This window comes from Catenuloplanes niger, assembly GCF_031458255.1.
Classification (GTDB): domain Bacteria; phylum Actinomycetota; class Actinomycetes; order Mycobacteriales; family Micromonosporaceae; genus Catenuloplanes; species Catenuloplanes niger.
The window spans coordinates 3,992,806-4,017,872 of record NZ_JAVDYC010000001.1 but is presented as its reverse complement, the minus strand read 5'-3'; the positions used below and the strand labels follow the sequence as shown (position 1 = coordinate 4,017,872).

Annotated in this window: 18 protein-coding genes, 2 tRNA genes, 1 other RNA gene and 2 pseudogenes; 6 read left to right on the top strand and 17 right to left on the bottom strand. The window is 71.7% G+C overall.

The features are described 5' to 3' along the window. Positions 1 to 15: 15 nt before the first annotated feature. Positions 16 to 216 carry a DUF397 domain-containing protein gene (locus J2S44_RS42935; protein WP_374727861.1) on the top strand — a complete coding sequence of 67 codons (201 nt, stop codon included), beginning with the start codon at positions 16 to 18 and terminating at the stop codon, positions 214 to 216. Positions 217 to 223: 7 nt separating this feature from the next. Here the strand turns inward: J2S44_RS42935 and J2S44_RS17490 are convergent, their stop codons facing one another. Further along, positions 224 to 1,096, bottom strand: coding sequence for a Scr1 family TA system antitoxin-like transcriptional regulator (locus tag J2S44_RS17490; RefSeq protein ID WP_310414847.1), 873 nt, complete (start codon positions 1,094 to 1,096; stop codon positions 224 to 226). 208 nt (positions 1,097 to 1,304) lie between these two features. On the opposite strand from J2S44_RS17490, the gene J2S44_RS17485 reads away from it, so the two are divergent. Next, complete coding sequence (locus tag J2S44_RS17485; RefSeq protein WP_310414844.1) at positions 1,305 to 1,904, top strand: HNH endonuclease family protein; 600 nt, start codon at positions 1,305 to 1,307, stop codon at positions 1,902 to 1,904. Next, entirely contained in the window at positions 1,799 to 2,161 is a 363-nt protein-coding gene (locus tag J2S44_RS42930; protein ID WP_374727991.1) for a hypothetical protein, read from the top strand. The genes J2S44_RS17485 and J2S44_RS42930 overlap by 106 nt, the downstream gene beginning before the upstream one ends. Before the next feature lie 149 nt (positions 2,162 to 2,310). Here the strand turns inward: J2S44_RS42930 and J2S44_RS17475 are convergent, their stop codons facing one another. From J2S44_RS17475 to J2S44_RS17440, 8 genes are all read right to left on the bottom strand, one after another. Then, the gene (locus tag J2S44_RS17475) at positions 2,311 to 3,126 is read right to left on the bottom strand and encodes a hypothetical protein (protein WP_310414841.1); all 816 of its coding nucleotides are present in this window, start codon (positions 3,124 to 3,126) and stop codon (positions 2,311 to 2,313) included. A gap of 73 nt (positions 3,127 to 3,199) precedes the next feature. Continuing rightward, positions 3,200 to 4,264, bottom strand: coding sequence for an ABC transporter ATP-binding protein (locus J2S44_RS17470; protein ID WP_310414837.1), 1,065 nt, complete (start codon positions 4,262 to 4,264; stop codon positions 3,200 to 3,202). After that, entirely contained in the window at positions 4,261 to 5,328 is a 1,068-nt protein-coding gene (locus J2S44_RS17465) for an ABC transporter ATP-binding protein (RefSeq protein WP_310414834.1), read from the bottom strand. The genes J2S44_RS17470 and J2S44_RS17465 overlap by 4 nt, the downstream gene beginning before the upstream one ends. 11 nt (positions 5,329 to 5,339) lie before the next feature. Beyond that, positions 5,340 to 6,341: an ABC transporter permease gene (locus J2S44_RS17460; RefSeq protein ID WP_310414832.1), complete on the bottom strand. Its 1,002-nt coding sequence runs from the start codon at positions 6,339 to 6,341 to the stop codon at positions 5,340 to 5,342. 89 nt (positions 6,342 to 6,430) lie between these two features. Continuing rightward, positions 6,431 to 8,185, bottom strand: coding sequence for an ABC transporter substrate-binding protein (locus J2S44_RS17455; protein WP_310414830.1), 1,755 nt, complete (start codon positions 8,183 to 8,185; stop codon positions 6,431 to 6,433). A 77-nt stretch (positions 8,186 to 8,262) separates the two neighbouring features. Continuing rightward, on the bottom strand, positions 8,263 to 9,273 hold the full coding sequence (locus tag J2S44_RS17450; RefSeq protein WP_310414827.1) for an ABC transporter permease: 1,011 nt from the start codon (positions 9,271 to 9,273) through the stop codon (positions 8,263 to 8,265). A 396-nt stretch (positions 9,274 to 9,669) separates the two neighbouring features. Beyond that, a complete protein-coding gene (gene recR / locus J2S44_RS17445; RefSeq protein WP_310414825.1) occupies positions 9,670 to 10,263 on the bottom strand; it encodes a recombination mediator RecR in 594 nt (197 codons plus the stop codon). Between the two features lie 7 nt (positions 10,264 to 10,270). Next, positions 10,271 to 10,576 carry a YbaB/EbfC family nucleoid-associated protein gene (locus J2S44_RS17440; RefSeq protein ID WP_310429751.1) on the bottom strand — a complete coding sequence of 102 codons (306 nt, stop codon included), beginning with the start codon at positions 10,574 to 10,576 and terminating at the stop codon, positions 10,271 to 10,273. A 2,927-nt stretch (positions 10,577 to 13,503) separates the two neighbouring features. Between J2S44_RS17440 and J2S44_RS42925 the strand changes: the two are divergent. Continuing rightward, positions 13,504 to 13,599, top strand: a pseudogene (locus J2S44_RS42925) (pentapeptide repeat-containing protein); the annotation flags it as partial. Positions 13,600 to 13,674: 75 nt separating this feature from the next. Here J2S44_RS42925 and J2S44_RS17435 read toward each other — a convergent pair. Together J2S44_RS17435 and ffs are read right to left on the bottom strand one after the other, a co-directional pair. Further along, positions 13,675 to 15,252 (bottom strand): annotated as a pseudogene (locus tag J2S44_RS17435) (DNA polymerase III subunit gamma and tau); the annotation flags it as partial. Between the two features lie 130 nt (positions 15,253 to 15,382). Further along, positions 15,383 to 15,473, bottom strand: an RNA gene (ffs, locus tag J2S44_RS17430) — signal recognition particle sRNA small type. Between the two features lie 114 nt (positions 15,474 to 15,587). Here ffs and J2S44_RS17425 point away from each other — a divergent pair. Continuing rightward, positions 15,588 to 15,672: transfer RNA gene (locus tag J2S44_RS17425), tRNA-Ser, on the top strand. A gap of 162 nt (positions 15,673 to 15,834) precedes the next feature. Here J2S44_RS17425 and J2S44_RS17420 read toward each other — a convergent pair. Together J2S44_RS17420 and J2S44_RS17415 are read right to left on the bottom strand one after the other, a co-directional pair. After that, a complete protein-coding gene (locus tag J2S44_RS17420) occupies positions 15,835 to 16,236 on the bottom strand; it encodes a response regulator (RefSeq protein WP_310414823.1) in 402 nt (133 codons plus the stop codon). Continuing rightward, the gene (locus J2S44_RS17415) at positions 16,233 to 17,885 is read right to left on the bottom strand and encodes a PP2C family protein-serine/threonine phosphatase (protein ID WP_310414820.1); all 1,653 of its coding nucleotides are present in this window, start codon (positions 17,883 to 17,885) and stop codon (positions 16,233 to 16,235) included. The genes J2S44_RS17420 and J2S44_RS17415 overlap by 4 nt, the downstream gene beginning before the upstream one ends. Before the next feature lie 195 nt (positions 17,886 to 18,080). Here J2S44_RS17415 and J2S44_RS17410 point away from each other — a divergent pair. Continuing rightward, positions 18,081 to 18,155 (top strand) — tRNA-Lys (locus J2S44_RS17410). A gap of 416 nt (positions 18,156 to 18,571) precedes the next feature. Here the strand turns inward: J2S44_RS17410 and J2S44_RS17405 are convergent. From J2S44_RS17405 to alr, 4 genes are read right to left on the bottom strand one after another with little or no spacing between them, the layout of a single operon-like run. Next, complete coding sequence (locus tag J2S44_RS17405; RefSeq protein ID WP_310414817.1) at positions 18,572 to 20,797, bottom strand: ATP-binding protein; 2,226 nt, start codon at positions 20,795 to 20,797, stop codon at positions 18,572 to 18,574. Positions 20,798 to 20,802: 5 nt separating this feature from the next. Beyond that, positions 20,803 to 22,767: an AAA family ATPase gene (locus tag J2S44_RS17400; protein WP_310414815.1), complete on the bottom strand. Its 1,965-nt coding sequence runs from the start codon at positions 22,765 to 22,767 to the stop codon at positions 20,803 to 20,805. Positions 22,768 to 22,816: 49 nt separating this feature from the next. Then, positions 22,817 to 23,923 (bottom strand): D-alanine--D-alanine ligase family protein, encoded by a 1,107-nt coding sequence (locus J2S44_RS17395; RefSeq protein ID WP_310414812.1) that lies wholly within the window; start codon positions 23,921 to 23,923, stop codon positions 22,817 to 22,819. 3 nt (positions 23,924 to 23,926) lie between these two features. Further along, the gene (alr, locus tag J2S44_RS17390) at positions 23,927 to 24,994 is read right to left on the bottom strand and encodes an alanine racemase (RefSeq protein ID WP_310414809.1); all 1,068 of its coding nucleotides are present in this window, start codon (positions 24,992 to 24,994) and stop codon (positions 23,927 to 23,929) included. Positions 24,995 to 25,067: the final 73 nt, after the last annotated feature.

The following is a 25,067-nucleotide window of genomic DNA, read 5'->3' as shown; positions in this document are numbered from 1 at the left end:
GACAGAAGGTCTCAGATGAGCGCGAAGAAACCATTCAACGAGGAATGGCGTAAGAGCACCCGAAGCACCACTACGAACTGCGTCGCGTGCAGCCGTGTGGCGGGGGACTCGGTCAAGGTCATGGATTCCAAGGGCTCTCCCACTGAGCAACTGCGCTTCTCCGAGGCGGCTTGGGTGGCTTTCACATCGATGATTACCGGAGTCGCACGGTCCTAGGACAGCTTTACGGCAGCTCGGCATGGTGAAGAACCGCCGCCTTGTCGATCAGGTCGCGGCTGGCCTCCACGGAGAGGCTGCTTGCCTCGAGGCCCCAAAACCGCTCCACGAAGGGAGCCACCCGGGACGCACCGTCCGCGATCATGACATCGCCGGCCTGATGCTCGAGGAAGACCAGGTCATCATCGGCCGGCGCGGCGAACTCCAGGATCACGAAGGTGCCCCACAGGCCGAGGTGTGCGCCTCGCCGATTGGGAATCACCCGGATGTCGACGTTGTCACGATCACTGACCGTCCGGAGCTTCTCCAGCTGACGGACCAGTCCAATCGGGCCACCGATCTGGTGGTGGAGGACGGCTTCATCGAGGATGAAGATCGCTTTGAAGCCGTCCGCCCGATCCAGCACTTCTTGCCGTTTCATGCGCGCGTGCACCAGTCGACGAACGCGGGCTTCGTCGTTCGACAACGCCCGCAGCAGGCACTCCGCGTACTCCTCGGTCTGCAGTAGGCCCGGAATGACTGATGGTTCGAACGACCGAATGACGCTGGCCGCACCCTCATATTGCAGGTAGGTCCGAAAGTCGGGCCGGTGTACGTCCTCGTACTCCGCATACAGGCGCTGGCGTGCGTACGTCGCGCACTCGATCAGTTCCTCGGTGCGCGCCGGGTCGTCGATGCCGTAGTAATGGAGTAGTACGCACAAATCCATGATCGAGAGCTCCACCATGCCGGACTCGATGTGCAGCAGCTTCGAGAGGGGGCGCCAAGTCAGAGCGGTGGCTACTTCCTTCTGGGACAGCCCTCGCTCCTCGCGGAGAGCTCGCAATGTGCCCCGCAGGTGCCTGCGGAGAATGATCGGGCTCTCGTTTCGTATGTCCATCGGACCCACTCCGCCCCTTCACCCCGATACGACGTGGGTCACCAGCGTATCTACGGGGAGTGATGTTGGTGGGGTTCCTAGGTGCCTGAGTGAACACTCGTGAATGGATCTCGAGTCGCGGACTGTCGTACCTGTGTCGCAAGCTGTAGGGGTGACACGGACGTTCAAGGTTGTGATGGCTGGGGTTGCCGCTGCGGCGACGTTGGGGATGGCGGGCTGTCAGGTCGAGGTGGGGAGCGACGGGCCCGCGGGGACGGGGGCCACGGCTGATCCGGGTGCCGGGGCGGCGGACGCGTCCGCGCAGCTCGAGGAGCTGGCGGTGGCGAAGGCCGGGTCGATGAGCGGCTACAGCCGGGAGAAGTTTCCGCACTGGCGGGACGCCGGCGCGAACTGCGACGTGCGGGACACGATTCTGCAGCGGGACGCGGAGGACGTGAAGCTGAACGGCTGCAACGTGACCGACGGCCGGTGGTACAGCGTGTACGACGGGCAGACCTACGACGACCCGGGCAAGGTGGACATCGACCACATGGTGCCGCTGGCGAACGCGTGGCGGTCCGGGGCCAGCAAGTGGTCGAACGAGCAGCGCGGGGACTTCGCCAACGACGAGGAGCGGCCGCAGCTGATCGCGGTTTCGGCGAGTCAGAACCGGGCAAAGGGTGACCAGGATCCGTCGACCTGGAAGCCGACACTCAAGGACTACTGGTGTCAGTACGCGCAGGACTGGATCACCGTCAAGCACTACTGGAAGCTGTCGATCACGAGCGCGGAGAAGGAGGCGCTCGGCGACATGCTGGCGACCTGCTGAGGGGGGCGAAGGGCGTGGCTGACGCGGACATCGTGGCGGGGCCGGGCGGCGTGATGACCGACGAGGTGGGCGTGGTCACCGGGGAGCTGACATTGCGCAGCGAGCTCGTCGACGGCCACGCGGTGCTGCGGGTGCAGTACAAGGACGCCGAGGAGTGGTACGCGGTGACGGGCGGTAAGGCCGCGCTGAAGGACCCGGCCGACCTCGACGCGGTGCATGCGATCGCGGTCGGCCTCCTCAACCGTCCCGAGGGCTAGGCCCTGTATCGGCGTGGATGGCCGGGCTGCGGCGAGGCCCGGACGACACCCGGACCGTGCCTCACCCCGACGCCCACGTCGATACAGGGCCCAGGGCGTGTTCGGTGGAGCATCACCGGACACGCCCTGGGTCAGGAGCGTTCGAAAGATCAGGAGCCGGCGGCAGCCGACCCGGACGACGCCCACATCTGCTCGAGGGCCGGCCCGCACTGCGGCTGCCCCTCGAAGACGGCCAGGAAGTCGGAGATCGGGATGCGCGAGCTCTCGTCCGGGGACGGGATCTCGACCGGTGCGCCCAGGTCGTTGAGCAGCAGTTCGATGCTGTCCTGCCCGGCCTCGACCGCGAGGTACGGCGAGGCGCCCGGCGGCACCATCGCCCACATCCGGCGCACCCGCCCCTGCGGGTCCAGCTCGACCTCGCCGGTGACCTCGGTGGCGGTCAGCCCGATCCGGCCGGCGTCCAGCGCGGCCCGGAGCGCGGGCCGGTCCTCCTCCGACGCCATTTCCAGCGCCTTCCGCAGGTCCAGCCGCACGCGTACCACGTCGGGCGACGGGCCGGGCTGTGCGGACGTCACCCCGCGCAGCCAGCTGACCATGCCGATGGGCGTGGCGGCCAGGCCCTCCACGCCCATCCGGGCCGCCTCCCAGGTGCCGGTCGGCTCCGCGCCGGCCGGTTCCTGGAGGGCGTAGAACGTGCCGTCCATGACGATCGACCGGTTCTCGACGGTCCATTCGGCGCCGATCCGGCTCGGGTCGTCGAGCGCGGAGTCCATCTCCGGTTCGGCCAGCGACGGGATCTGGAACCGTGATCGCATCGCCAGCCGTCCGCGGTCGAAGTCGACAGCGCCCTCGCACGAGCCCAGGTCGCCGCGGCCGGCGGGCATCCGCCAGCAGAACATGGTCGTACCGGCGGCGTGGGTGGCGTCGACCGCCGCCCGTACCCGCGCGCTCAGCTCTTCTGTCACACCCGCCCCCTCGTGTTCGTGATCTAGTCCCTGCCCAGAATGAGCCAGGTCACACGCGAGTGGGCGGGTTTTCTCAGTCCTCGTCGACGACGGCGACCTTGGCGGCCGCGGCGGCGGCCGCGGAACGCCCGCTGCCGGACGCGTGCTGCTCCTCGTCGCTGACCGGGAAGTGGCAGGCGACCTGGTGGCCGTCGGCGAGCACGGCCAGCGGCGGCTCCTCCGTCGCGCACACGTCCTGGGCCTTCCAGCAGCGGGTACGGAACCGGCAGCCGGACGGCGGGTCGATCGGGCTCGGCACGTCGCCGGTGAGCAGCACCCGCTCGCGCTGCGCCTTGTCCCGACGGGACGGGTCCGGGACCGGGACCGCCGACATGAGCGCGACCGTGTACGGGTGCCGCGGGTGCGCGTACAGGTCGTCGCGCGGTGCCACCTCGACCACCTTGCCGAGGTACATGACCGCGACCCGGTCGGAGATGTGCCGCACCACGGACAGGTCGTGCGCGATGAACAGGTACGTCAGGTCGAGTTCCCGCTGCAGGTCGTCGAGGAGGTTGACGACCTGCGCCTGGATCGAGACGTCCAGCGCGGAGACCGGCTCGTCCGCGACGATCATCTTCGGCTTGAGCGCCAGCGCGCGGGCGATGCCGATGCGCTGCCGCTGGCCGCCGGAGAACTCGTGCGGGTAGCGGTTGTAGTGCTCGGGGTTGAGCCCGACCATCTCCAGCAGCTCCTGGACCGCCTTCTTCTCACCCTGCGGCGTCGGGATCTTCTGGATCTGCAGCGGCGCCGCGACGATCGTGCCGACCGTGTGCCGCGGGTTCAGCGACGAGTACGGGTCCTGGAAGATCATCTGAATGTCCTGGCGCAGGCCGCGCAGGCCACCGCCCTTGACGTGGGTGATGTCCTTCCCGTCGAACGTGATCTTGCCGCCGGTCGGCTCCAGGATCCGGGTGATCAGGCGCCCGGCCGTGGACTTGCCGCAGCCGGACTCGCCGACCAGGCCGAGCGTCTCGCCCTTGTTCACGGTCAGGTCGATGCCGTCGACCGCGCGGACCGCCGCGACCTGGCGGCGCAGCAGACCGGCCGTGATCGGGAAGTGCTTCTGCAGGCCGGAGACCTCAAGAAGGGGAGTACTCACAGGTTCGGGCTCACTTCCTGGGTGAAGATCTCCCGGCGCAGCTCGGCCGGCATGTGACAGGCGACCGCGTGCGTGGAGCCGACCAGCTCGGGCCGCTCGGTGAACGAACGGTCGCCGTTGCGGCCCGCGTACGGGCAGCGCGGGTGGAAGGAGCAGCCGGACGGCAGGTTGATCAGCGACGGCGGCGTACCCTTGATCGGGTTGAGCCGGTCGCGGACCTCGCGGTCCAGCCGGGGCATCGAGCCGAGCAGACCCCAGGTGTACGGGTGCTCCGGCGTGCGGAACACGGTCTCGGCCGGTCCGCGCTCGACCGCCTTGCCGCCGTACATGACCAGGATGTCGTCGGCCAGCTCCGCCACCACGCCCAGGTCGTGAGTGATCATGATGACCGCGGAGCCGAACTCGTCCTGCAGATCCCGGATCAGGTCGAGGATCTGCGCCTGCACGGTCACGTCGAGCGCGGTGGTCGGCTCGTCCGCGATCAGCAGCTCCGGGTTGTTGACCAGCGACATCGCGATCATCGCGCGCTGCCGCATGCCGCCGGAGAACTGGTGCGGGTAGTCGTCGACGCGGCGCGCGGGCTGCGGGATGCCGACCCGGGCCAGCATGTCGATCGCGCGCTGCTTGGCGGCCTTCTTGCTGCCGCCGTGGTGGATCCGGTACGCCTCCACGATCTGCTGGCCGATCGTGTAGTACGGGTGCATCGCGGACAGCGGGTCCTGGAAGATCATCGACATCTTCCGGCCGCGCAGCCGGCGTACCCGCTCGTTGTCGGCCTTGATCAGCTCTTCGCCGTCGAGCCAGATCTCGCCGCTGACCGTGGCGTTGCTGCGGGTGCGGTGCAGGCCGAGGATCGCCAGGCTGGTCACGCTCTTGCCGGAGCCGGACTCGCCGACGATGCCGAGCGTCCGGCCGCGCTCCAGCGCGAACGAGACGCCGTCCACGGACTTGACGATGCCGTCGTCCGTCGCGAACTGCACGCGCAGGTCGCGTACCTCGAGGAAGGACTTCGGCGGTGAGATGTCGGCCGGGCCGATCTCGGTGACGGGCACAGAAGTGGTCATGGACTAACCCCTCAGCTCAGCCGGACGCGCGGGTCGACAGCGGCGTAGAGCAGGTCGACGACCAGGTTGGCGATGACGATGAAGAACGCGGCGAAGAGCGTGACGCCGAGGATGATCGGCAGGTCGTTCTGCCGGATCGAGGTCAGCGTGGCCTCGCCCAGGCCGCGGAGGTTGAACGTGGTCTCGGTCAGGATGGCGCCGCCGAGGAGGCTGCCGAGGTCCAGGCCGAAGACGGTGATCAGCGGCGTGAGGCCGGAGCGCAGCGCGTGCTTGCTGACCACGTCCCGCTCGCGCAGGCCCTTGGCGCGCGCGGTGCGGATGTAGTCCTCGCTCAGCGTCTCCAGCATGTTCGCCCGGGTGAGACGCGCGTAGGTCGCGGCGAACAGGAAGGCCAGGGTGATCCACGGGAGGATCAGGTTGAGCGCCCACTCGGCCGGGTTGACCACGAAGTCGACGTACCCGGGCGGCGGCAGCCAGCCCAGCCAGTAACTGAAGACCGCGGCGGAGACCAGGCCGGTGAAGTAGATGGGGAGCGAGACACCGGCGAGCGCGGTCGTCATCACGATCCGGTCGGCGGGGCGGCCCTTGCGCAGCGCCGAGATGACGCCGGCACCGATGCCACCGATCACCCAGAGGACCGCGGCGCCCAGCGCCAGCGAGAGTGTCACCGGGAGGCGGTCGATCAGGTACGGCCACACCTCCTGATCGGTCTTGAACGAGTAACCGAAGCAGGGGGCGTTGCAGGTCGTGACGTCCGGGCCGTTGTCGTACTCCCGGCCCATCACCAGACCCTGCAGGAACTTGCCGTACTGCACGTGGATCGGGTCGTCGAGACCCAGCTTCGTCCGGATGCCCTCCACCGCGACCGGGTCCGCCGTCTTGCCGATGTACAGCAGGGCGGGGTCACTGCCGGTCAGTTTCGGCACCAGGAAGAAGACGCCGAAGGTCACGAGCGTGATGACCAGCAGCGTGAAGACGACGTTGATCAGTCGCCGAACGACGTAAGCGAACACGAGCCGAGGCCTCCAGGTTCAACGGGTGTCCCTTCCCGGTCAGAGAAGGGACACCCGCCAGGCGTACTAAAGGGTGTTACCGAGGAACCTCAGGAGACGCCGAGCGCCTGGAAGTCGTACATGCCCCAGAACTGGTGGATGTAGACGTTGGTCAGGCGCGGGTTGCGGTAGTTGAGGGCCTTGTCGACGACGAAGGGCAGGACGTACGCGCCCTCCATCACCTTGTGGTTGATCTCCGTGTAGATCGCGGCAGCCTCGGCCGGCGGAACCGTCTTGGCCTTGTCGAACAGCGCGTCGATCGCCGGGTCCTTGATCTCGGCGTGGTTGAAGTTGCCGTTCTGCACGATGTACCGGCTGTCGGCCAGCGGCTGCAGGTAACCGGCGCCCGACGGGTAGTCCGCCGCCCAGCCGGAGATGATGAGGCCGTAGCCCTTCTGCTTCACCACGTTCGGCGCACCGGTGATCGAGCTGGACTGCGCGCCGTCGATCTGGTCGATCTTGGCGTCGATGCCGACGGCCTTGAGCGACGCCTGCAGTGCCTCGGCGGTCTTGACCTCGGCCGGCTTGTTGTTACGGACCGCGATCGTGGTCGAGAAGCCGTTCGGCTGGCCACACGCGGCGAGCGCCTGCTTGGCGGCGTCGACCTGCGGCTTGCCCTGCTTGCGGTTGTACGGGTCGTAGTCCGCCTCGGAGCCCGGGATGTTCGGCGGCAGCAGGTTGATGCCGATGTCGCCACCCGCGATCGGGCCACCGCGCGCGGTCTGCAGCGAGGTCGGGTCGGAGGCGAGCATGACCGCCTTGCGGCAGTCGACGTTGTCGAACGGCGGCACCGAGGTGGCCATCGACGCGTACCGGATGAAGCCGGTGGTCGGGGTGTCCGAGTTCGCCTTCAGCGTCTCGTCCTGCAGGATCTTCGTGCGGGCCGCGGCCTGCACGCCGGTCTGCGCGGCGTCGACGTCGGCGGTGCCGGCGATCAGACGCTGGTCCATGTCGTCGGCGTTCGTCGTGATCGTCATGTTGATCGCGTCCGGCAGCGCCTTGCGCAGCGGGTCCGAGGCCTGGTCCCAGTGCTCGTTACGCACCCACTTGATCGACTTGCCGGGCGCGTACGCCTCGACCTTGTAGGGGCCGGACGAGGCCGGCTTCGTGCCGTACTGCGCGCCGGTGTCCCGGGCGGCCGGCACCGGGCCCGCGCCCGGCATCGCCAGCAGGTACGGGAAGTCCGCGTACGGCTGCTTCAGGTTGAAGACGATGGTCTTGTCGTCCGGCGTCTGCACCGACTTCAGGCCCAGCTTGTTCGGGTCCGAGTCCTTGTACGGGCCGGGGTACTTCTGACCCTGGTCCAGCTGCTCGATCAGGTAGACCGGGCCGCCGGAGACGACGTCCTGCGCGAAGATGCGCTCGATGCCGTACTTGACGTCCTTCGACGTGATCGGCGTGCCGTCGTCGAACTTCAGGCCGTCCCGCAGCGTGTAGGTGTAGGTCTTGCCGTCGTTGCTGAGCGTGGCCTCGGCCGTGGCCAGGTCCGGCACCAGCTTCATGCCGTCGGCGCCCGGCTTGGCGTCGTAGGAGAGCAGCGTGCGGGTGTAGAGCCGGTTCAGGTTCCACACGAACGCGTAGTAACCGCGGGCGGGGTCGAGGCTGTCGACGTCCTGCGAGCTCCAGAGCTCGAGGGTGCCGCCCTTCTTGTCGGACACGTTCAGCACCTCGGTCAGCGCCGCGTTCTGCGCGTTCTTGGCACCACCGTTCGACGAGTTCGACCCGCCGCTGTTACCGCATGCCGCGGTGAGTCCCAGGGCGACGGCCGCCGTGGCGGCGACCAACGCCTTCCTCTTACTAGACACTGCTGCCTACCTCCTTGACGTGCGACCGTGGGTCGCGACGGAATGCGCGTACTGCGGTGATGCGACTGCTGCGCGGGTCAGTGAGCCTTGGGGTCCAGGGCATCGCGGAGTCCGTCGCCGAACAGGTTGAAGGCCAGCACGGTGATGAAGATGCACACGCCGGGAATGATCATGTACATCGGGTCCGACTGGTAGTAGCTCTTGGCGTCGTAGAGCATGCCGCCCCAGGAGGGGTTCGGCGCCTCGATGCCGACACCGAGGAAGCTGAGCGACGCCTCGGTGATGATGTTCGTCGGGATGATGAGCGTGGTGTAGACCAGGATCGGCGCGGCCAGGTTCGGCAGCAGCTCCCGGAACAGGATGCGCCCGGTGCGGGCACCCAGACTGCGCGATGCCTCGATGAACTCCCGCTCGCGCAGCGACAGCACCTGACCACGGACGATACGCCCGATGTACGGCCAGCCGAAGAATCCGATCACGCCGATCAGTACGGACATCCGCGACCAGCGGCCGTCCAGCCCGAAGAACGTGTCCGGCAGCACCGAGACCAGCGCGATCGAGAACAGCAGCTGCGGGAACGCCAGCAGGAAGTCCATCACGCGGCTGATCACCGCGTCGATCCAGCCGCCCACGAAGCCGGCCGCCAGGCCCAGGATCGCGCCGATCACCGTGGACACCGCCGCGGCCAGGAACGCCACGAAGATGGAGGTCTGCGCACCGTAGATGACGCGGCTGAAGATGTCACGGCCGGAGGTCGGCTCGACACCCAGCCAGTGCTCGCCGCTGATGCCGCCCAGCGGGCCGATCGGCAGGCCCAGCGTCGGGTCGATCAGGTCGTTGTTGAACGCGTCGATCGGGTGGCCGATCAGCTTCACGATGGGGGAAGCGAGGAACGCGACGAGCACCAGGAAGATGACGAAGCCACCGCCCGCCATCGCGACCTTGTCACGCTTGAACCGCCGCCATGCGATCTGGCGCAGCGAACGCCCCTCGATGGCCTTGCCGCTCGTGCTGGCAGCACCTTCAGCCGGATCGGCGACGTCGTGCGTCGACTCCTCCGAGAGGGACGCGCCCGGTCCACTGACCATCCGTGCCTCGGTCCTCCTCCGGCCACCGGACCGCAGGCGCCGCCGCAGCGTCGACCGGACGACACGAGGGTCGCCTGTCGGCACGGTGGATCACCCGCGGCCTACGGCAACCGGTCGATTGTCGTGAGCCTCGAGTGCCCACGCCTCCATCCGACGGCCTCAGGTGGGGCGTGGGAAGGCAGCGCGGACACGGCGACGGGTGTGCCGCCGCCGGATGAACAGTCCACCGAGGAGGCCACTCCGGTCAACGCTCAGAGTGACCATGTAACCAACTTCAGGCCACGCCGTGATGATGGCGTGACCTGAATGGGATCAAGGACGGAAAAACAGGGCAAATCAACTTTGAGCATAGGCAAAACATGTCTGTTACGGGGGTATTTCGGCGGCTTTTCAGCTTCACACCGCGCGACGCCCCTCGAACGCCCTGCCCAGGGTGATCTCATCCGCGTACTCCAGGTCGCCACCCACCGGCAACCCGCTGGCCAGCCGCGTCACCGAGATCCCCATCGGCTTCACCATCAGCGCCAGGTACGTCGCGGTCGCCTCGCCCTCGGTGTTCGGGTCCGTCGCCAGGATCAGCTCCTTGACGTCCCCGTTCCCCAACCGGATCAGCAACTCGCGGATCTTGAGGTTGTCCGGCCCGATCCCCTCCAGCGGATTGATCGCGCCGCCGAGCACGTGGTAGCGACCGCGGAACTCGCCGGTCCGCTCGATCGCCACCACGTCCTTCGGCTCCTCGACCACGCACAGCACCTCGTTGCCGCGGCGCGGGTCACGGCAGATCCGGCACTGCTCCTCCTCGGCCACGTTGTAACAGACCGTGCAGAAGCGCACCGACTCCTTGACCTTCCGCAGCGCCGCCGCCAGCCGCGCCACGTCCGCCGTGTCCGAGGACAGAATGTGGAACGCGATCCGCTGGGCGCTCTTCGGACCCACGCCGGGCAGGCGTCCCAGCTCGTCGATCAGATCCTGAATGGCACCCTCGTACATCGCCGGCTCAGAACCCCATGCCGAGTCCGCCGAGCCCGCCCGTGACCGGACCCATCTTCTCCTCCGTCAGCGCACGCACCGCCTCCGCCGCGTTGTGCAGCGCCGCCAGCACCGTGTCCTCCAGCGTCTCCGGGTCGTCCGGATCGATCACCTTCGGATCGATCTTCACGGACCGCACCTCGCCGGTCCCGGCCATCGTGACGGTCACCAGACCGCCGCCGGCCGTACCCGTGACCTCGGACTCCGCCAGCTCCGTCTGCGCGGCCTGCGCCGCCTGCTGCAACTTCGCCGCCTGCTTCATCAACTGCTGCATGTTGGGCTGTCCACCAGGACGCACCACGGCAGGCTCCTCTTCATCCCGCGGCTTCGCCGCACCACCGAACCGCCGCCCAGCGTAGCCGCCCCGCCCCGGCCCACCCGCCGTACAGTCCCGCGGCCGAGCCCCGGACCCCACGTTCGGTGCGGTGCGGGTTCGTGGGCGCTGTGCTGTCCCCGGGGCCGAGCCCCGAAACCCACGTTCGGCGTGGTGCCGGTTCGTGGGTCGGTCTCTGTTCCGCCGCCGATTCTTGTTCCCGCTTCCGGCGTGGGCACGCTGGGCATGCTCCCGCGGGCCAACCTTGCGGCGGCCTCCGCCGCCGCTCGGCCGCCGCATCGGAGCCGGTTCCGGCGTGGGCACCGAAAGACCGCCGGCTTCCCTCGCGTCGTTCGCCGCCGGTTCCGCCGGGCGCCGCGCCCGGCACGTCGTCCATAGCCGGACGGGACGCCTGGCGTGCCGGCCCGGTCGGGCCCGCACCCGCAGTGGGTGGGCCCGACCGGTCACATCTCCGTGATCTTCTCGGCGCCGAACGCCTGCTTGAGAAGGAGGAACGCCTGCTCCTCGCTGCTCTGCCGCGCCGACTGCTCGTCGATGATCTCGTCCAGCGGCTCGTCGCCCGGGTCGAAGCCCTCGAACTCCTTCGTTGCCGTCTCCACGGGCTGGCTGGCCTGAGCCGCCGCCGCAGCCGCCGCAGCCGCGGCGGCCGCGGCCACCGCCGCCGCGGCCCGGCCCTGTGTCGGGCGTGGAGCCTCCGTCGCCGTGGCCGCCGCCGGCTTGGCCGCCGAGCCACGTCCCTGGGCCGCCGCCGCGGCAGCGGCCGCCGCCCGGCTCGCGGCCGCCTTGGCGCTCGCGATCGCGGGATTCGACGCGCCCGGCCCGGCCGCGGTCCGTCCCGGCACCGTCGGCGCCGGGGCAGGCGGGGCCGACGCCGAAGAGGCCACCGGCGCCGAAGCGCCCGGCACCGCCACGGCGGATCCGCCGGCCCCCGGTGCCCCGAACGCGGGTGCGCCGGAAACCGGGCCCGCGCCCGGCCCGCCCAAGGCCGGCGCTCCGGAAACCGGCCCGGTCGAAGCCGCGAACGACGAACCGCCGCCCGCCGATCCCGGACCGCCGCCGGGCGAAGCGAAACCGCTGCCCGGCGCGCTCCCGGCGGTCGCCGGACGCGCCGGTGTGCGCGCCTGTCCGAAGCCACCGCGGCCGCTCGAACCGCTGTCCGGCGGCGCCGGACCGTCGTACTCCGGGTCGTAGGGTGGTTCCTCGTCCGCCGGGAAGTCGTCCCAGGCGCCGGCGCCGCTCGCGAACGCCGGACCGGCCGACGGCCCGCCCGGTGCGGATGCCGGAGCCGGCGCGTGGGTGGCCGCCGAGGGCTCCTCCGGCCGGGCCGGTGCGCCGCCGCGCGTGCCGCCGTCGGGCGCGACCTGCTTGCCGCGCGCACCCGCCGCGGCCGCGCGTGCCGCCGCGAGCCCGCCCGCGGACGCACGACGCCCGGGCGCCGGGTCCGCGGGAGCCGGGCCGTCCGGGTGCGCCGGAACCGCAGCCGCCGGCTCGCCGGTCCGCGCCGGCTCCGGCCGGCCACCGGCGGCAGCCGATCCGCCACCCGCGGGTGCGGGTTCCGGCCAGCCACCGTCGTCCGTCGCGCTCGGCAGGCTTCCCGGGCGTACCGGCTCGGGCCAGCCCGCACCGTCGTCCGCGCCGCCACCACCGGGCGGCACCGGGCTCGGCCAACCACCGTCACCGGCGTTGCCGCTCGTGTCATCGGAGCCGGCCGCGCCGGGCTGCACCGGCGTCGGCCAGTCGACGTCGCCGCCCTGTTCGCCGGCCGTGGTCACGCCCGGTTGCGCCGGGCCGGGCCGGTCGCCCGCTCGAACACCAGCGTTGTCGGCACCACTCGTGCCGCCGGGCCGTGCCGGCGTCGGCCAGCCGTCATCGGCAGGCCGGGGACCGCCGGGCTGAGCGGCGGGGCCGCGGTTGTCGGTCGCCCCGCCGGGCCTGGCCGGTGCCGGCCGGCCGTCGTCGGCCGGTTGGGTGCTGCCGGGCAGAGCTCCGCCGGCTGCGGTCCCGTGCCTGGCCGGTGCCGGCCGGCCGTCATCGGCCGGCTGGGGGCTGTTGGGCTGGGTGGCCTGACCGGCATCGGCGGTGATTCCGGGCCGGTTGCCGGTGGTCGGGCCGCCGGCCGGGGCCGATGCCGCTTGACCGGGTGCGGTGCCGTCCACCGTGGGGCTCGGCGAGGGTCCGGTGCCGGACGGCGTCTCGCTGCCGGTCGGCGTGCCGGGGGCAGCGTACGGCGCCGCGGTGCCGGGGGCAGGGTGCGGTGCGGCCGCGCCGGGCCGGGAGGTGACGGGCGGGGGCGCGTCGGAACGGGGGATGTCGGGGATGGCGGCAGGGGTGGGCCAGCCCGCGTCCTCGGCCGCCGTGGTGGACGCGGGGGTCGGCCCCGGTGACGGCCCCGATCTCGCGTCCGGCTCGGATAACGAGCGCGTGGGCGCCGACGGGGGAGTGGGGTGGCCGGGCTGGGCCTGGCCGGCCGACTGGCGCTGAGCCGGGGCGCGACCGCCGCGTCCGGTGGGGGCGTCCGGCTCGCCGGCCGGGCCGGCCGGGACGCAGCGGACCTGCCAGCGGACGCCGAGCAGCTCGTAGAAGGCCTCGCGGACGAGGTCCATGCCGCCGGGCGTGCCGTTGAAGATGTCGATGTGGTTCGGCAGCCGGAACGAGAGGACCAGCGTGTCACCCTCGACGGTGCGCACCGTGGCGTCGCGGAGCACGGCGCCGGCACGCTTGTTGCGCGCGTTGATGTAGGCGTGTGCCTCCGGCCACCACCGGGTGCGAAGCTCGGCCACATCCACCCCGTCGGGTGACGCGGCCGGCTCGGCGACGACCGCGGCCGGGGCGGCCGCCGGCTGCCCGGCCGGTGACGCCGGACCGCCCTGCACGGAACCGCCCTGCACGGAACCGTTCTGCACGGAACCGTTCTGCACGGAACCGTTCTGCACGGAACCGTTCTGCACGGAACCGTTCTGCACGGAACCGTTCTGCACGGAACCGTTCTGCACGGAACCGTTCTGCGCCGCACCGTCCGGAGAAGGATCCCCCTGGCCGGCTCCCGTCTGTGCGGGACCGGCCTGGACCGGCCCGGGCTCGGCGGGGCCGGGCTGCGCGGAGTCGGCCGGAGAAGGACCGGGCTGGGCCGGCGCCGCCTGAGCCGCACCGGCCGGAGGAACGGCGGCACCCGGAGCGCCACCGGCCGGCGGCGCGCCCGGAACGCCACCGGCCGGGGTGGCCGGACGGCGGGCCTGGGTGGGCGTTCCCGCCTGGGCGGCCGCCTGGCGTGCCGCGGCCTGACCGCCGCCGCCGGAGGACCGGGCCGCGGCCTGACGCGCGGCCGCCCGCGGGTCGAGCGCCGGCTCGGGGCCGGAAGCGGCCGGGATCGTCGTCTCCGGAGCGGCGGAAGTGCCGGGGACAGCGGGTGCGGGCTGACTGCGTACCGCCGGAGGGGTCTGTAGGGCTCCACCGCCCGCGGCCAGGTGGCGCTCCATCCGCTCCAGGCGCTGCAGCAGCGCGCCCGTGGAGTCGTCGGCGCCGGGCAGCAGCATGCGGGCCGTGACGAGTTCCAGCAGCAGGCGGGGGCCGGTGGTGCCGCGCATCTCGACCAGGCCGTTGTGCACGATGTCGGCGGCGCGGGAGAGCGTGGCGGAGCCGAAGCGGCCGGCCTGGGTGGTCATCCGCTCGATCTCGTCGGCGGGACCGTCGATCAGGCCCTTGGCGGCGGCGTCCGGCACCTGCTGCATGACGATCAGGTCGCGGAGCCGTTCGAGCAGGTCGGTGGCGAACCGGCGCGGGTCGTGGCCGGCCTCGGCGACGCGGTCGATCGCGGCGAACGCGGCGGCACCGTCCGCCGCGGCCAGCGAGTCGATCATGTCGTCGATGAGCGCGGAGTCGGTGACGCCGAGCAGCGAGACCGCGCGCGCGTACGTGACGCCCTCCTCGCCGGCGCCCGCGATCAGCTGGTCGAGCACGGAGAGCGTGTCCCGGGCGCTGCCGCCGCCGGCGCGGACGACCAGCGGGAACACGGCCGGCTCGACCTTCACACCCTCGGCCTCGGTGAGCTGCTCCAGGTACGGCCGGAGCACGCTCGGCGGGATCAGCCGGAACGGGTAGTGGTGGGTGCGGGACTTGATCGTGCCCAGCACCTTCTCCGGCTCGGTGGTCGCGAAGATGAACTTCACGTACTCCGGCGGCTCCTCGACCAGCTTGAGCAGCGCGTTGAAGCCGGCCGACGAGACCATGTGCGCCTCGTCGATCACGTAGATCTTGTAGCGGCTGTTGGCCGGCGCGAAGAACGCCTTCTCCCGCAGCTCGCGCGCGTCGTCGACACCACCGTGGCTGGCCGCATCGATCTCGATCACGTCGATCGAACCGGCGCCGTCGTTCGCCAGCGACTTGCAGGACGTGCACACCCCGCACGGCTCCGGCGTCGGTCCCTGCTCACAGTTCAGCGAGCGGGCCAGGATGCGCGCCGAGCTCGTCTTGCCGCAGCCGCGTGGCCCGGAGAACAGGTACGCATGGTTCAGCCGACCGCTGCGCAGCGCCTGGCTGAGCGGCTCGGTGACGTGCTCCTGCCCGATGACCTCGGCAAACGTCCGCGGCCGGTACTTGCGGTAGAGGGCCAACGCCACTGCCGTCTCCTCTCGACCGCGCCATTCTCCGCCGCCGTGACCACGACGGCCACCACGGGGTCTGAAACGTGCCCGACCGGTTACGGGATGCGGCGCAGCTGCTGGTCAACCCGGAGAACCCCGGGGACACGAAGGCTCCCCGTGCACCTGCCAGAGCCCGCTTATCCTTGCTGCCTTCCGGCCCTGGGGAGGTTCACGGGATATCCACCGCACGGGGAGTGAGCCCAACTCTACCCGCCCGGGCGACGATCCGTCGCATCGGGGCCGAGACCCCGGTCACGCCCGACCGGGAACCCCCGTGCACGCCCGCCCGACGGCACGGTATTGTCTGCGGCGGAGGATTCGCCTAGAGGCCTAGGGCGCACGCTTGGAAAGCGTGTTGGGTTAACACCCTCACGAGTTCGAATCTCGTATCCTCCGCGTGAGTCAGCGGTTAACCGGACCGGCCCGATGGGCCGGTCCGGTTTCGTTCGTGGGGCCCCTGGTTTGTGGTGACCGCCCACCAACGTGCAGGGAGGCCGCCCGCGGCCGACCGGTGCCCGCGGGAGCGCTCGGGAGGTGCCCACGCCGGGAGCGGGAAGATCAGGGTTTTGATCTCCAGTAGTCCAGGGTCTGGCGGAGGACCGTCTGGAACAGCGCAAAGTTGATCGGCTTGTATATGTAGCTGTCCGCGCCGGCCGCGTAGCAGGCGTCCGCCTCGGCCGGGTCCTCCGACGAGGTGAAGACGACCACCGTCAGTGCGGCCAGGTCCGGGTGGGCGCGGAGGCGGCGGAGGACGTCGAGGCCGCTCTCGCCGGGCATGTTGAGGTCGAGCAGGATCATGTCGGGGTGGCGGGCGCCGTCCGCGGTCAGCCGGGGCAGCACGTCGGCGCCGGAGCGGACGAACTCGAGTCGGATGTCGGGGTGGGAGCGGCCGATCGCCCGGCCGATCGCCTCGACGTCCTCGTCGGAGTCCTCCACCACCATGATCAGGTCTTCGTTCACCGCTGCTCCGCTCTGATCGCCAGGACGGCGATGTCGTCGGCCCCGGTCGCGCCGAAATCCTTGGCCGCCTGACTCAGTTCGCGCACCAGTTCGTCGACCGGGAGGTCGCGGAGGCGGCGCGCGGTCTCGTGCAGCGCCACGTCCTCGAACATCCGGCCGGCGCGGTCGCGGCTCTCGGTCAGGCCGTCGGTGAACATCAGGAGCGTGTCGCCGGGCGCCAGCATCAGCCGGGACCGGCCGAGCCGGGCCTCGTCGATGATGCCGAGCGCCAGCCCGCCGCCGCGGCCCGGCGTCACCCGGCCGTCCCGGTGCAGCACCATCGGCGCCGGATGGCCGGCGGACGTCCACTGCACGCTCAGGCCCGCGCGCGTCTCGCGCAGCAGTGCCACGCCCGCGGTGACGAACCGCCAGGAGCCGTCGCGGCGCAGGCCCGCGTTGAGCCGGCTCAGCGCGCGGGCCGGCGACACGCGCTCCTGCAGCAGCGTGCCGAGCGTGTGCCGGGACATCCCGGTCAGCGCGGCCGCGGCCGCACCACGCCCGCAGACGTCACCGATCAGCGCGGCCACCACGCCGTTCGACCGGACCACCAGGTCGTAGAAGTCGCCGCCGACGTCCAGCGCCCGGTCGCCGACCGCGTAGGCGGCCGCCACCCGCATGCCCGGCACCTCCGGCAGGCGGCCCGGCAGCAGATGTTCCTGCAGCGTGACCACTTCGCGCCGGCGCGACTCGTAGAGTTCGCTGTTGTCCACGGCGAGCGCGGCCCGCTGCGCCAGGTCCCGCAGGAACGACGCGTGCGGCACCCGGGTCTCGTCCCGGTCGAAGAAGAACAGCAGCACGCCCAGGACCCGGTCGCGCGCCCGCATCACCTGCGCGTGCAGCAGCCGGGCGCCGACCTTCTCCGCGTCGGCCGGCTCGAGGCGCTCGGCCTGCCCGGAAACGGCCCGCTCGGCCAGGGCGCGCAGGTCGTGGGCGGTGGCCTCGTCGGCCAGCAGCGCGGCCATCCGGCGCATGTCCACGTGCACCGCGCTGCGCAGCATCAGCTCGCGGCCCTCGCAGGAGAAGACCAGGCAGCCCTCCGCGATCGCCGGGACGGTCATCCGCGCCACCCGGTGCATCGTCTGGCCCGGATCCAGCACCGCGTCCATCTGCAGCGACGCCTCGGCCAGCAGTGCGTCCCGGATCTGCTGCTCGTCGTCGGCGCGGCGGCGGCGCAGCCGGGCGATCGCCTCCCGCGTGACGTCGACCACCTGCCAGAGGCGCGTCGTCAGCCGGTCCAAGTCGGCCGTGTCGTCGACCAGCAGCTGGATCGTGCCCGCGGCCTCTCCGGTGACCTCGAAACCGGCCACGATCACGCGGTTCGCGCCGTGCACCGGCTCCCGCACGACCACGGCGTCACCGTCCTGCCACAGCGCCATCCGCCGGGCCAGCGCCCGGTCGTCGCCCGTCTCCAGCGGCACGCCGGTCCACCGGTACTCGGCGATCCCGCCGTCGCTCACCCGGTGCCGCAACCCCCACACCGCCACCACGCCGGGTTGCGCCTGCAGCGGCGGAAGGACCAGCTCGGCCAGTTCCTCGCGGTCGGTGATGGCCCCGGTGGCCCGCCACAGCCGGTGCAGCGCACCAGCCCAGGCCTGGTCGCCGTCGCCCACGCTCATCACCTCCGCCGGTACGCTCAGTAATGTACTGGCCGCACGGCCGGCACGATATCCCGTCGATCGTTGCCAACCGACAACTAACGATGTGACCGCTCACAGACGTGTCGAAACACCGCTCCAGCCGCGTGTTCCGCTCATGGCGATATGGTTTAGGCGCGGTCCGGGTGTCGCAGGTACCCTGACAGCCGCGGGCCGCTAGCTCAATGGCAGAGCTGTGGACTTTTAATCCATAGGTTCGGGGTTCGAGTCCCCGGCGGCCTACCACCGAAGATCAAGATCTTGATCTTCCCGCTCCCGGCGTGGGCACCTTCCCAGTGCTCCCGCGGGCACCGCTCGGCCGCGGGCGGCCTCCCTGCCGGTTCCGCGGGTGGTCCCGCAGAACCGGGCAGGTCCTTCCCGGCCATGGCCACCACGTCGACCCGGACCGGACCGCCCGGCACCGTGCCGGACACCGCGATCTGTTCCTCCGCGGTCATCGGCACGAGCCGGCCGCTGGTGCCGAGCGACACCTCGCCGGCGCCGGGCCGCGGTCGTGGCGAACGTACGCGTGGTTCCGGCCGCGCTCGCCATCTCCTCCGCCTCGGGCAGGTCGACGGCGAGCGGCCACTCGGCGAGCACCGGCAACCCGCCACGAGCGCGGGCAACACGAGCTCCCGATGCCGCGGCACCCTGACCGGCGGTCAGGGGAAGGTGGTCCAGATGGTGGTGCCGCCGCCGGGGGACTCGTCGGCCCAGGCGTGGCCGCCGTGGCGTTCGGCGATGCGGCGGACGATGGCGAGGCCGGCGCCGGAGCCGTCGACGCCGGGGGCGCGGGGGTGGATGCGGCGGAAGAGTTCGAAGGCCTGTTCGCGTAGGTGGCCGGGCATGCCGATGCCGTTGTCGCGGACCATCAGGGCCGGTTCGCCGTTGATCTCCGCGGTGGCGATCTCGACGTGTCGCGGGCCGTCCGGGCGGGCGTACTTGGCCGCGTTGACGAGCAGGTTGACCAGTAGTTCGTCGAAGAGGACCGGGTCGGCGAGCAGCGTGCCGGACGGGGCCACGGTGACCCGGACCGACTCCTCCTCCAGGCGCGGGCCGGCGATCTCGGTGGCCCGGGCCACGGCCGCGTCCAGGTCGATCCGGTCGCGGTGCAGGTCGGTGCGGCCCAGGCGGGAGTAGTAGAGGAGCGCGTTGAGCAGCTCGTCCATCCGGGTGGCGAGGCGCTGGATGGAGGCGAGGCGGCGCGCGGTCGTCTCGTCCATGCCGTCGGTGTTGTCCTCGATGAGGAACGCGGCCTGGTTCGCGATGCCGCGCAGCGGTTCCTTGAGGTCGTGCCCGGCCGCGTGCGCGAACGAGTCCAGGTCGACGTTGCTGCGGCTGAGTTCCGTGTTCAGGCTGGACAGGCGGCGGGTGTGCGCGAGCGCGACCTGCAGGATCGCGCGGCCCAGCTCGACCGACATCGCCAGGTCGGTGGTGGTCCAGGGCGCGCTCCGGCCGCGTACCGTGGCCAGGAAGACCGCGGTGGAGCCGCGTGGTGTCAGCCGCTCGCCGTGCGGGCCGAGCACCACCGGGCGGGCCGGGTCCGCGGCCCAGCGGCGCGGCACGGTGCGTTCGCGGCGCAGCCAGACGACCCGGTCGCCGGTGTCGCTCAGCGGGAGCACGAGCACGCCGTCTATCGCGCCGGTGAACGGCGCCATCGCGGGCAGGTCCTCGCCGAGCCGGTCGCTGTGCCAGGGTTCGCCGACGGTGGACGGCGGCAGCGCGGCCCAGAGCGCGTCCAGTGCCTCCCGGCCGGGTGCGGCGCCGTGCACGGTGGTGCGGCCGTTGAGGCGCACCGCGACCGCGTCGGACTCGACGACCTGGTCCAGGCCGGCCGGGTCGGACCAGCCGCTGACCATGCTGTCCGCGATCGGCTCGATCAGCCGGGCGATGACGGTGCGGGCCCGTTCCCGGGCGACGGTGTCGTCGCGCTCGCGCAGCGCGGTCAGGTGCAGGGACAGTGCGACGCCGAAGAACTCGCAGGCGGCGCGCAGCTGCGGGCCGAGCGTCGTCGGGGTGCTCCCGTGGCAGGCGATCAGGCCCCAGAGCCGGCCGCCGGCCAGCAACGACACGGACATCGACGACGCGACGCCGATGTTGCGCAGATACTCCAGGTGGTACGGGGAGACGGTGCGCAGCACCGACAGGGACAGGTCGAGCGGCGGTGCGGCCGCGGGGAGCAGTTGCGCGGTCGTGTCGTCCACGTCCGCGATCACCCGGATCCAGTTCCGTTCGTAGAGCCGGCGGGCCTGCGGTGGGATGTCCGTCGCCGGGAACCACAGGCCGAGCCACGGCTCCTGCCCGTCGGCCGTCTCCTCCGCGATCACCTCGCCGGGCCCGTCCACCGACTCGAACCGGTACGCCACCACCCGGTCGAAGCCGGTGATCGCGCGCACCTCGCGGACCGCGGCCCGCGCGGCCTCCACCACGGTCGTGGCCGCCTGCAGCCGGACCAGCGCGGACCGGATCGGCGCGTAGAACATGGTGAACGGCGTGGTGACCGGCGCGGCCGGCTCGAACTCCAGCACCAGCAGCCCCTCGGAGCGGTGCACGGTGACGTCGAACGGGCGGCCGTCCAGCGCGACCGGCATCATCGCGGTCTGCCCGGTGTCCGCGTCGGCCAACGCGGCCAGCGCGGCCGTCGCCGCCCCGGAGAGCAGGCCGGAGACGGGTGCGCCGACCACCGCGCCCGGACCGAGCAGCTGGGACGCGTTGTCGCTGACCACCTCGATGGTGTCGTCCCGCAGCGCGATCAGCGCGCCGTAGGACTGGATGCCGCCGAGCCGGTGGATCGGCTCCCGCACGCACGCGGAGAGGTCGAACGGGGCGCCGGCCGCCCGTTCCGCGGCGACCGTCCGCTCGGAAAGCCATGATCCGTTGTTGTTCACACCCCTCAGACTTCCAGCTGCCACAGCCGTTCGGCCACCCGTTCGACGCCGCGGGTGAGGTGCCGCCGGTACGTGCTGAACGGCACCCCGAGCTTCTCCGCCGCCGCCTCCTGGGTGGGCGCCCGGTGGAAGTACGTGGTGGCGAGCGCGCGGTGCAGCTTGCCCTCGCGGGTGTCGTCGCGCAGCGCGTCGACCGCCTCGACGATCAGGTCGCGCAGCGTCTGCACCGGGTTGCCGCCGCGGTCGCCGATCAGGTGCGTGCGCAGCAGCGGGTTGCTCTCCAGCGCGTCCGGCAGGTGCCAGTTGCGCAGCGCGTCCCGGACCGCGGCGTCGAAGTCCGCGCGGGACAGCACCGTGAACGCGGGCCGGCCCGGCCGCGCGTCCGGCCCGAACAGCAGGCGCGCGTTCAGCGCGGTGATCCACGCGTCGACCGGCAGCGCACGCCAGTCGTGGCCGAACACGCCGTGCGGCTGCCCGTCGATCATGATGCGGTCGCCGCCCGGGACCGCGTGGTGGTCGGTGAACGTCATCAGCGGCAGCACCCGATCGGGCTCCGGGACGACCACGAACGACCAGGCCAGCCGGGCGGACCTGATCCAGGCCTCCAGCACCCGCATCTGCATCAGCATCCCGGCCTCGCGTGGGCGCTGGTCGATCGGCGGGTGTGCGAAGCGGGCGACCAGCAGGTGCTCGCCGGGCCGGGGCGGCGCGGTCTCGGTCGCGGCCCAGGCGAGCGCCACGGCCGGGTCGGCGGCCAGCTCGACCGGGTCGGGCTCGGGCAGGCGCAGTTGGGCGGAGTACGCGATGAGGGCGCCGTCCGAGACGCGGCGATAGGCGGTGAACGCCTCCGGCCGCCGCTCCAGCCAGAAGTCGAGCACGCCGGACGGGCTCATCCGGCGTACCGCCGGGTGGTCGCGAACGTTGAGGGGTTCGACCCGCACCGCGTCGTCGCCGCGCGCGGACACGAACGGGCCGAGCACCTCGTTCGCGCGCAGCAGGTGCCAGAGCGCGCGCATGGCCGGTTGCACGACCTCGCCGGACGCGGTCCGGGCCCGGTCCAGGATGTGCGTGGCGAGCTGGTGGTGCAACCGCTCGTAGCCCTGCGGGTCGCGCCAGCGCAGGTCCGCCTCGATCGCGCCGCGGACCACGCCGTGCGGGTGGAGGCCGTACCGGTCGGACTCGACGAACGGCAGCCGCCGCAGCCAGTCGAAGACGGTGGCGGCCTGGTCGCCGACCACCGAGCGCAGCAACTCCTCCGTGGTGCTCTGGACGTGCGCGCAGACCTCCAGCGCGAGCCGGTGCGCGGGCGACGGCACCTCGCCGACCAGCTGGTCGATCAGCGTGGTCAGCACGTCCCGGGTCGGCACCCAGCGAGCGGGCGACTCCCGGGCGGCCGACGACGCGGCCAGGCTCAGCGCGAGCGGATGACCTCCGGCGAACGCCAGCACCGCCTCGTGCTGCGACTCCGGCACGCCGCGCAGCCGCAGCAGCTCGACCGCCTCGTCCGGTTCCAGGTCGCCGAGCGATGAGACGCGCAGCAGGCCGGACCAGGAGACGTCGGACGCCCAGAGCGGGTCGGGTGGTTCCTGGCCGGCGAGCACCGCGACCGCGCCGGCCGGCAACTTCGGCAGGTACGTCTCGCGCAGCCAGCCCTCGAGGTGCCGGGACCGCTCGAACGCGTCGACCAGCAGCACCGAACCCTCGGTGACGGTCGCTGCCTCGAACCGCTCGATCGAGCCACCGTCGATCTCCACCACGGCGCGGCCGGCGTCGCGGGCCTCGTCCGCGAAGCGACGCAGCAGCGTGGACTTGCCGACGCCCCCGGCACCGTGCAGATAGAGCACGGCGTACGCGCCGGGGGCGGCGGCGAGCGCGTCGCGGAAACCGGTCAGCTCGGCGCGCCGGCCGACGAACGACTGTTGCCGAGCGGCCCGCAGGCGTTCCGCGAGCCGCGCGACCGTGTGCATCATGCGTCGATTATCACGACCGGTGATATACGCCGGTTCGACGCGGTGCGGCTCATTCGGACAGCGGCACCGTCGGCGTCGGGTGCTGGCGGAGCAGCGCGGTCTCCACCATCACGTCCAGCAGCTCGGCGTAGCTCACCCCGGCCGCGGCCCACATCTGCGGGAACTGCGACATCGAGGTGAAACCGGGGAACGTGTTCACCTCGTTGATCACCGGCACCACGCCGTCCGGCGTCTCGCGCAGGAAGAAGTCGACACGCAGCAGCCCGCTGCAGTCGAGCGCGCGGAACGCGGTCACCGCGCACTCCTCGATCGCGGCCGTGACCTCGGGGGAGAGCTTGGCCGGGATCTCGAACACGGTGCCGACGTCGGTGTACTTCGCCTCGAAGTCGAAGAACTCGAAGCCGTCCGGCACGCGGATCTCCAGCGACGGCCCGGCCTCGACCCGCCCGTCCGGGAACTCGAGCACGCCGATGTCCACCTCGCGGCCCGGCACCGCGGCCTCGACCAGCACCTTGTGGTCGCTGCGGCGGGCCAGCTCGACCGCGGCGTCCAGGTCGGCCCAGTCGTCGACGCGGGACACGCCGATGCTCGACCCGGCGCGCGACGGCTTCACGAAGACCGGCAGGCCGAGACGCTCACGGTCGGCCTCGCTGACGGTCTCGTCCCGGTGGCGCAGCACCACGCCGGGCGCGACCTCGATGCCCTCGGAGACCAGGATCTTCTTGGTGAACTCCTTGTCCATCGAGACCGCGCTGGCCAGCACGCCGTTGCCCAGGTAGGGCAGGCCGGCCAGCTCCAGCAGCGCCTGGATGGTGCCGTCCTCGCCGTACGGGCCGTGCAGGCACGGGAACGCCACGTCCACGTCGCGCAGCGCGGCGAGCGCCTGGGAGATGCTGCTGATCGGCAGCGGGTGGACCGCGCCGTCCTCCTCGCGGGTCTGCGCGAGCAGCCCGTCGAGGTCGAGCGTCGCGGCCGTGTCCGGCTCGTCCTGGCCGACGACCCAGACGCCGTCGATCGTGATCCGGACCGGCACCACCTGGTAGCGCTCGCGGTCCAGGTGCTGCATCACGCTCAGCGCGGACTTGCAGGACACGTCGTGCTCGCCACTGCGGCCGCCGAAGATCACGGCGATGCGGGTCTTCCCACGCTCGGTCAAGGTTCAGGCCTCCGTGTGTAGAAGATGGCGTCGGGGTAGCCGCACGCCGATGCCGGTGAGAAGTTCGTGAGCGTTCGTTCCGGCGTGCTCGGCCTGCTCGGCGACGGTGGGTTCACCGTGCGCGCCGGGGCCGAACAGCACCGCCTCATCACCCTCGGTGACCGGCAGCTCGCCGATGTCGATGATCAGGTGATCCATCGACACCGGACCGAGAATCGGCCGGCGCACGCCGTGAATGAGCACCTCGGCCACGCCGCCGAGCCCGCGCGGGACACCGTAGCCGAAACCGAGCGGCAGCACCGCGCGGCCGTCCCCCGCCTGCACCACGCGTGCGCGCACGGTCATCGCCGGCCGAAGACCGGAATCGACCCCCGGCACCGGCGGTACGCCGTACAACGCGATCCCGGCCCGGCCGAGGTCGAAGCGCGCGGACGGCACCTGCAGGATGCCGGCCGAGTTCGCCAGGTGCAGCACGTCCGGGGTCAGCCCGGCCGCCCGGGCCAGCCGGATCGCCTCCGCGAACGCGCTCTGCTGCGCGACCAGGCTCTCGGCGGCCGGGTCCTCCGCGTGCGCCAGGTGTGACCACAGGCCGCGGACCCGGATCTGCCCGTCCGACTCGTACTTGCGGGCCCAGCCGAACAGCTCCGGCCAGGTGTCCCGGGTGGCGCCGCCCCGGCTGAGCCCGGTGTCCGCCTTGATGTGCACGTCCAGCGCGACGCCGCGCCGCGCCGCCTCGGCCGCGATCGCGTCCAGGTGGGGAAGGGTGGCCACGGAGAGCGTGACGTTCGCCTCGGCGAGCGCGGCCAGGTCGTCCTGCGGCCCGCACATCCACGCCAGCAGCGGCGCGTCCAGCCCGGCCTCGCGCAGTTCCATCGCCTCCGTCGCGGAGGTGACGCCCAGCCAGTCCGCGCCGGCCGCGACCGCGGCGCGCGCGGTGGGCACGGCGCCGTGCCCGAAACCGTCGGCCTTCACGACCGCCATCAGGCCGGCGTCGCCCATGGCGCGCTTGAGCACCCGGGTGTTGTGCGCGATCGCACCCAGGTCGACTGTTGCCTCAGCCAATGTCGCCACAGCCCTTCCGGATTCCCTTCAGCCGAGCACGATCCCCCGTGAGGCTATCCATTTGGAAGCTCATGTCATGCTC

Coding starts and splice junctions, on each gene's coding strand:
- J2S44_RS17440 (WP_310429751.1), bottom strand. CDS start 10,576: ATGCAGCAGTTGATGAAGCAGGCGGCGAAGTTGCAGCAGGCGGCGCAG.
- J2S44_RS17450 (WP_310414827.1), bottom strand. CDS start 9,273: ATGGTCAGTGGACCGGGCGCGTCCCTCTCGGAGGAGTCGACGCACGAC.
- recR (WP_310414825.1), bottom strand. CDS start 10,263: ATGTACGAGGGTGCCATTCAGGATCTGATCGACGAGCTGGGACGCCTG.
- J2S44_RS17465 (WP_310414834.1), bottom strand. CDS start 5,328: ATGACCACTTCTGTGCCCGTCACCGAGATCGGCCCGGCCGACATCTCA.
- J2S44_RS17485 (WP_310414844.1), top strand. CDS start 1,305: ATGGCGGGCTGTCAGGTCGAGGTGGGGAGCGACGGGCCCGCGGGGACG.
- J2S44_RS42935 (WP_374727861.1), top strand. CDS start 16: ATGAGCGCGAAGAAACCATTCAACGAGGAATGGCGTAAGAGCACCCGA.
- J2S44_RS17490 (WP_310414847.1), bottom strand. CDS start 1,096: ATGGACATACGAAACGAGAGCCCGATCATTCTCCGCAGGCACCTGCGG.
- J2S44_RS17400 (WP_310414815.1), bottom strand. CDS start 22,767: ATGATGCACACGGTCGCGCGGCTCGCGGAACGCCTGCGGGCCGCTCGG.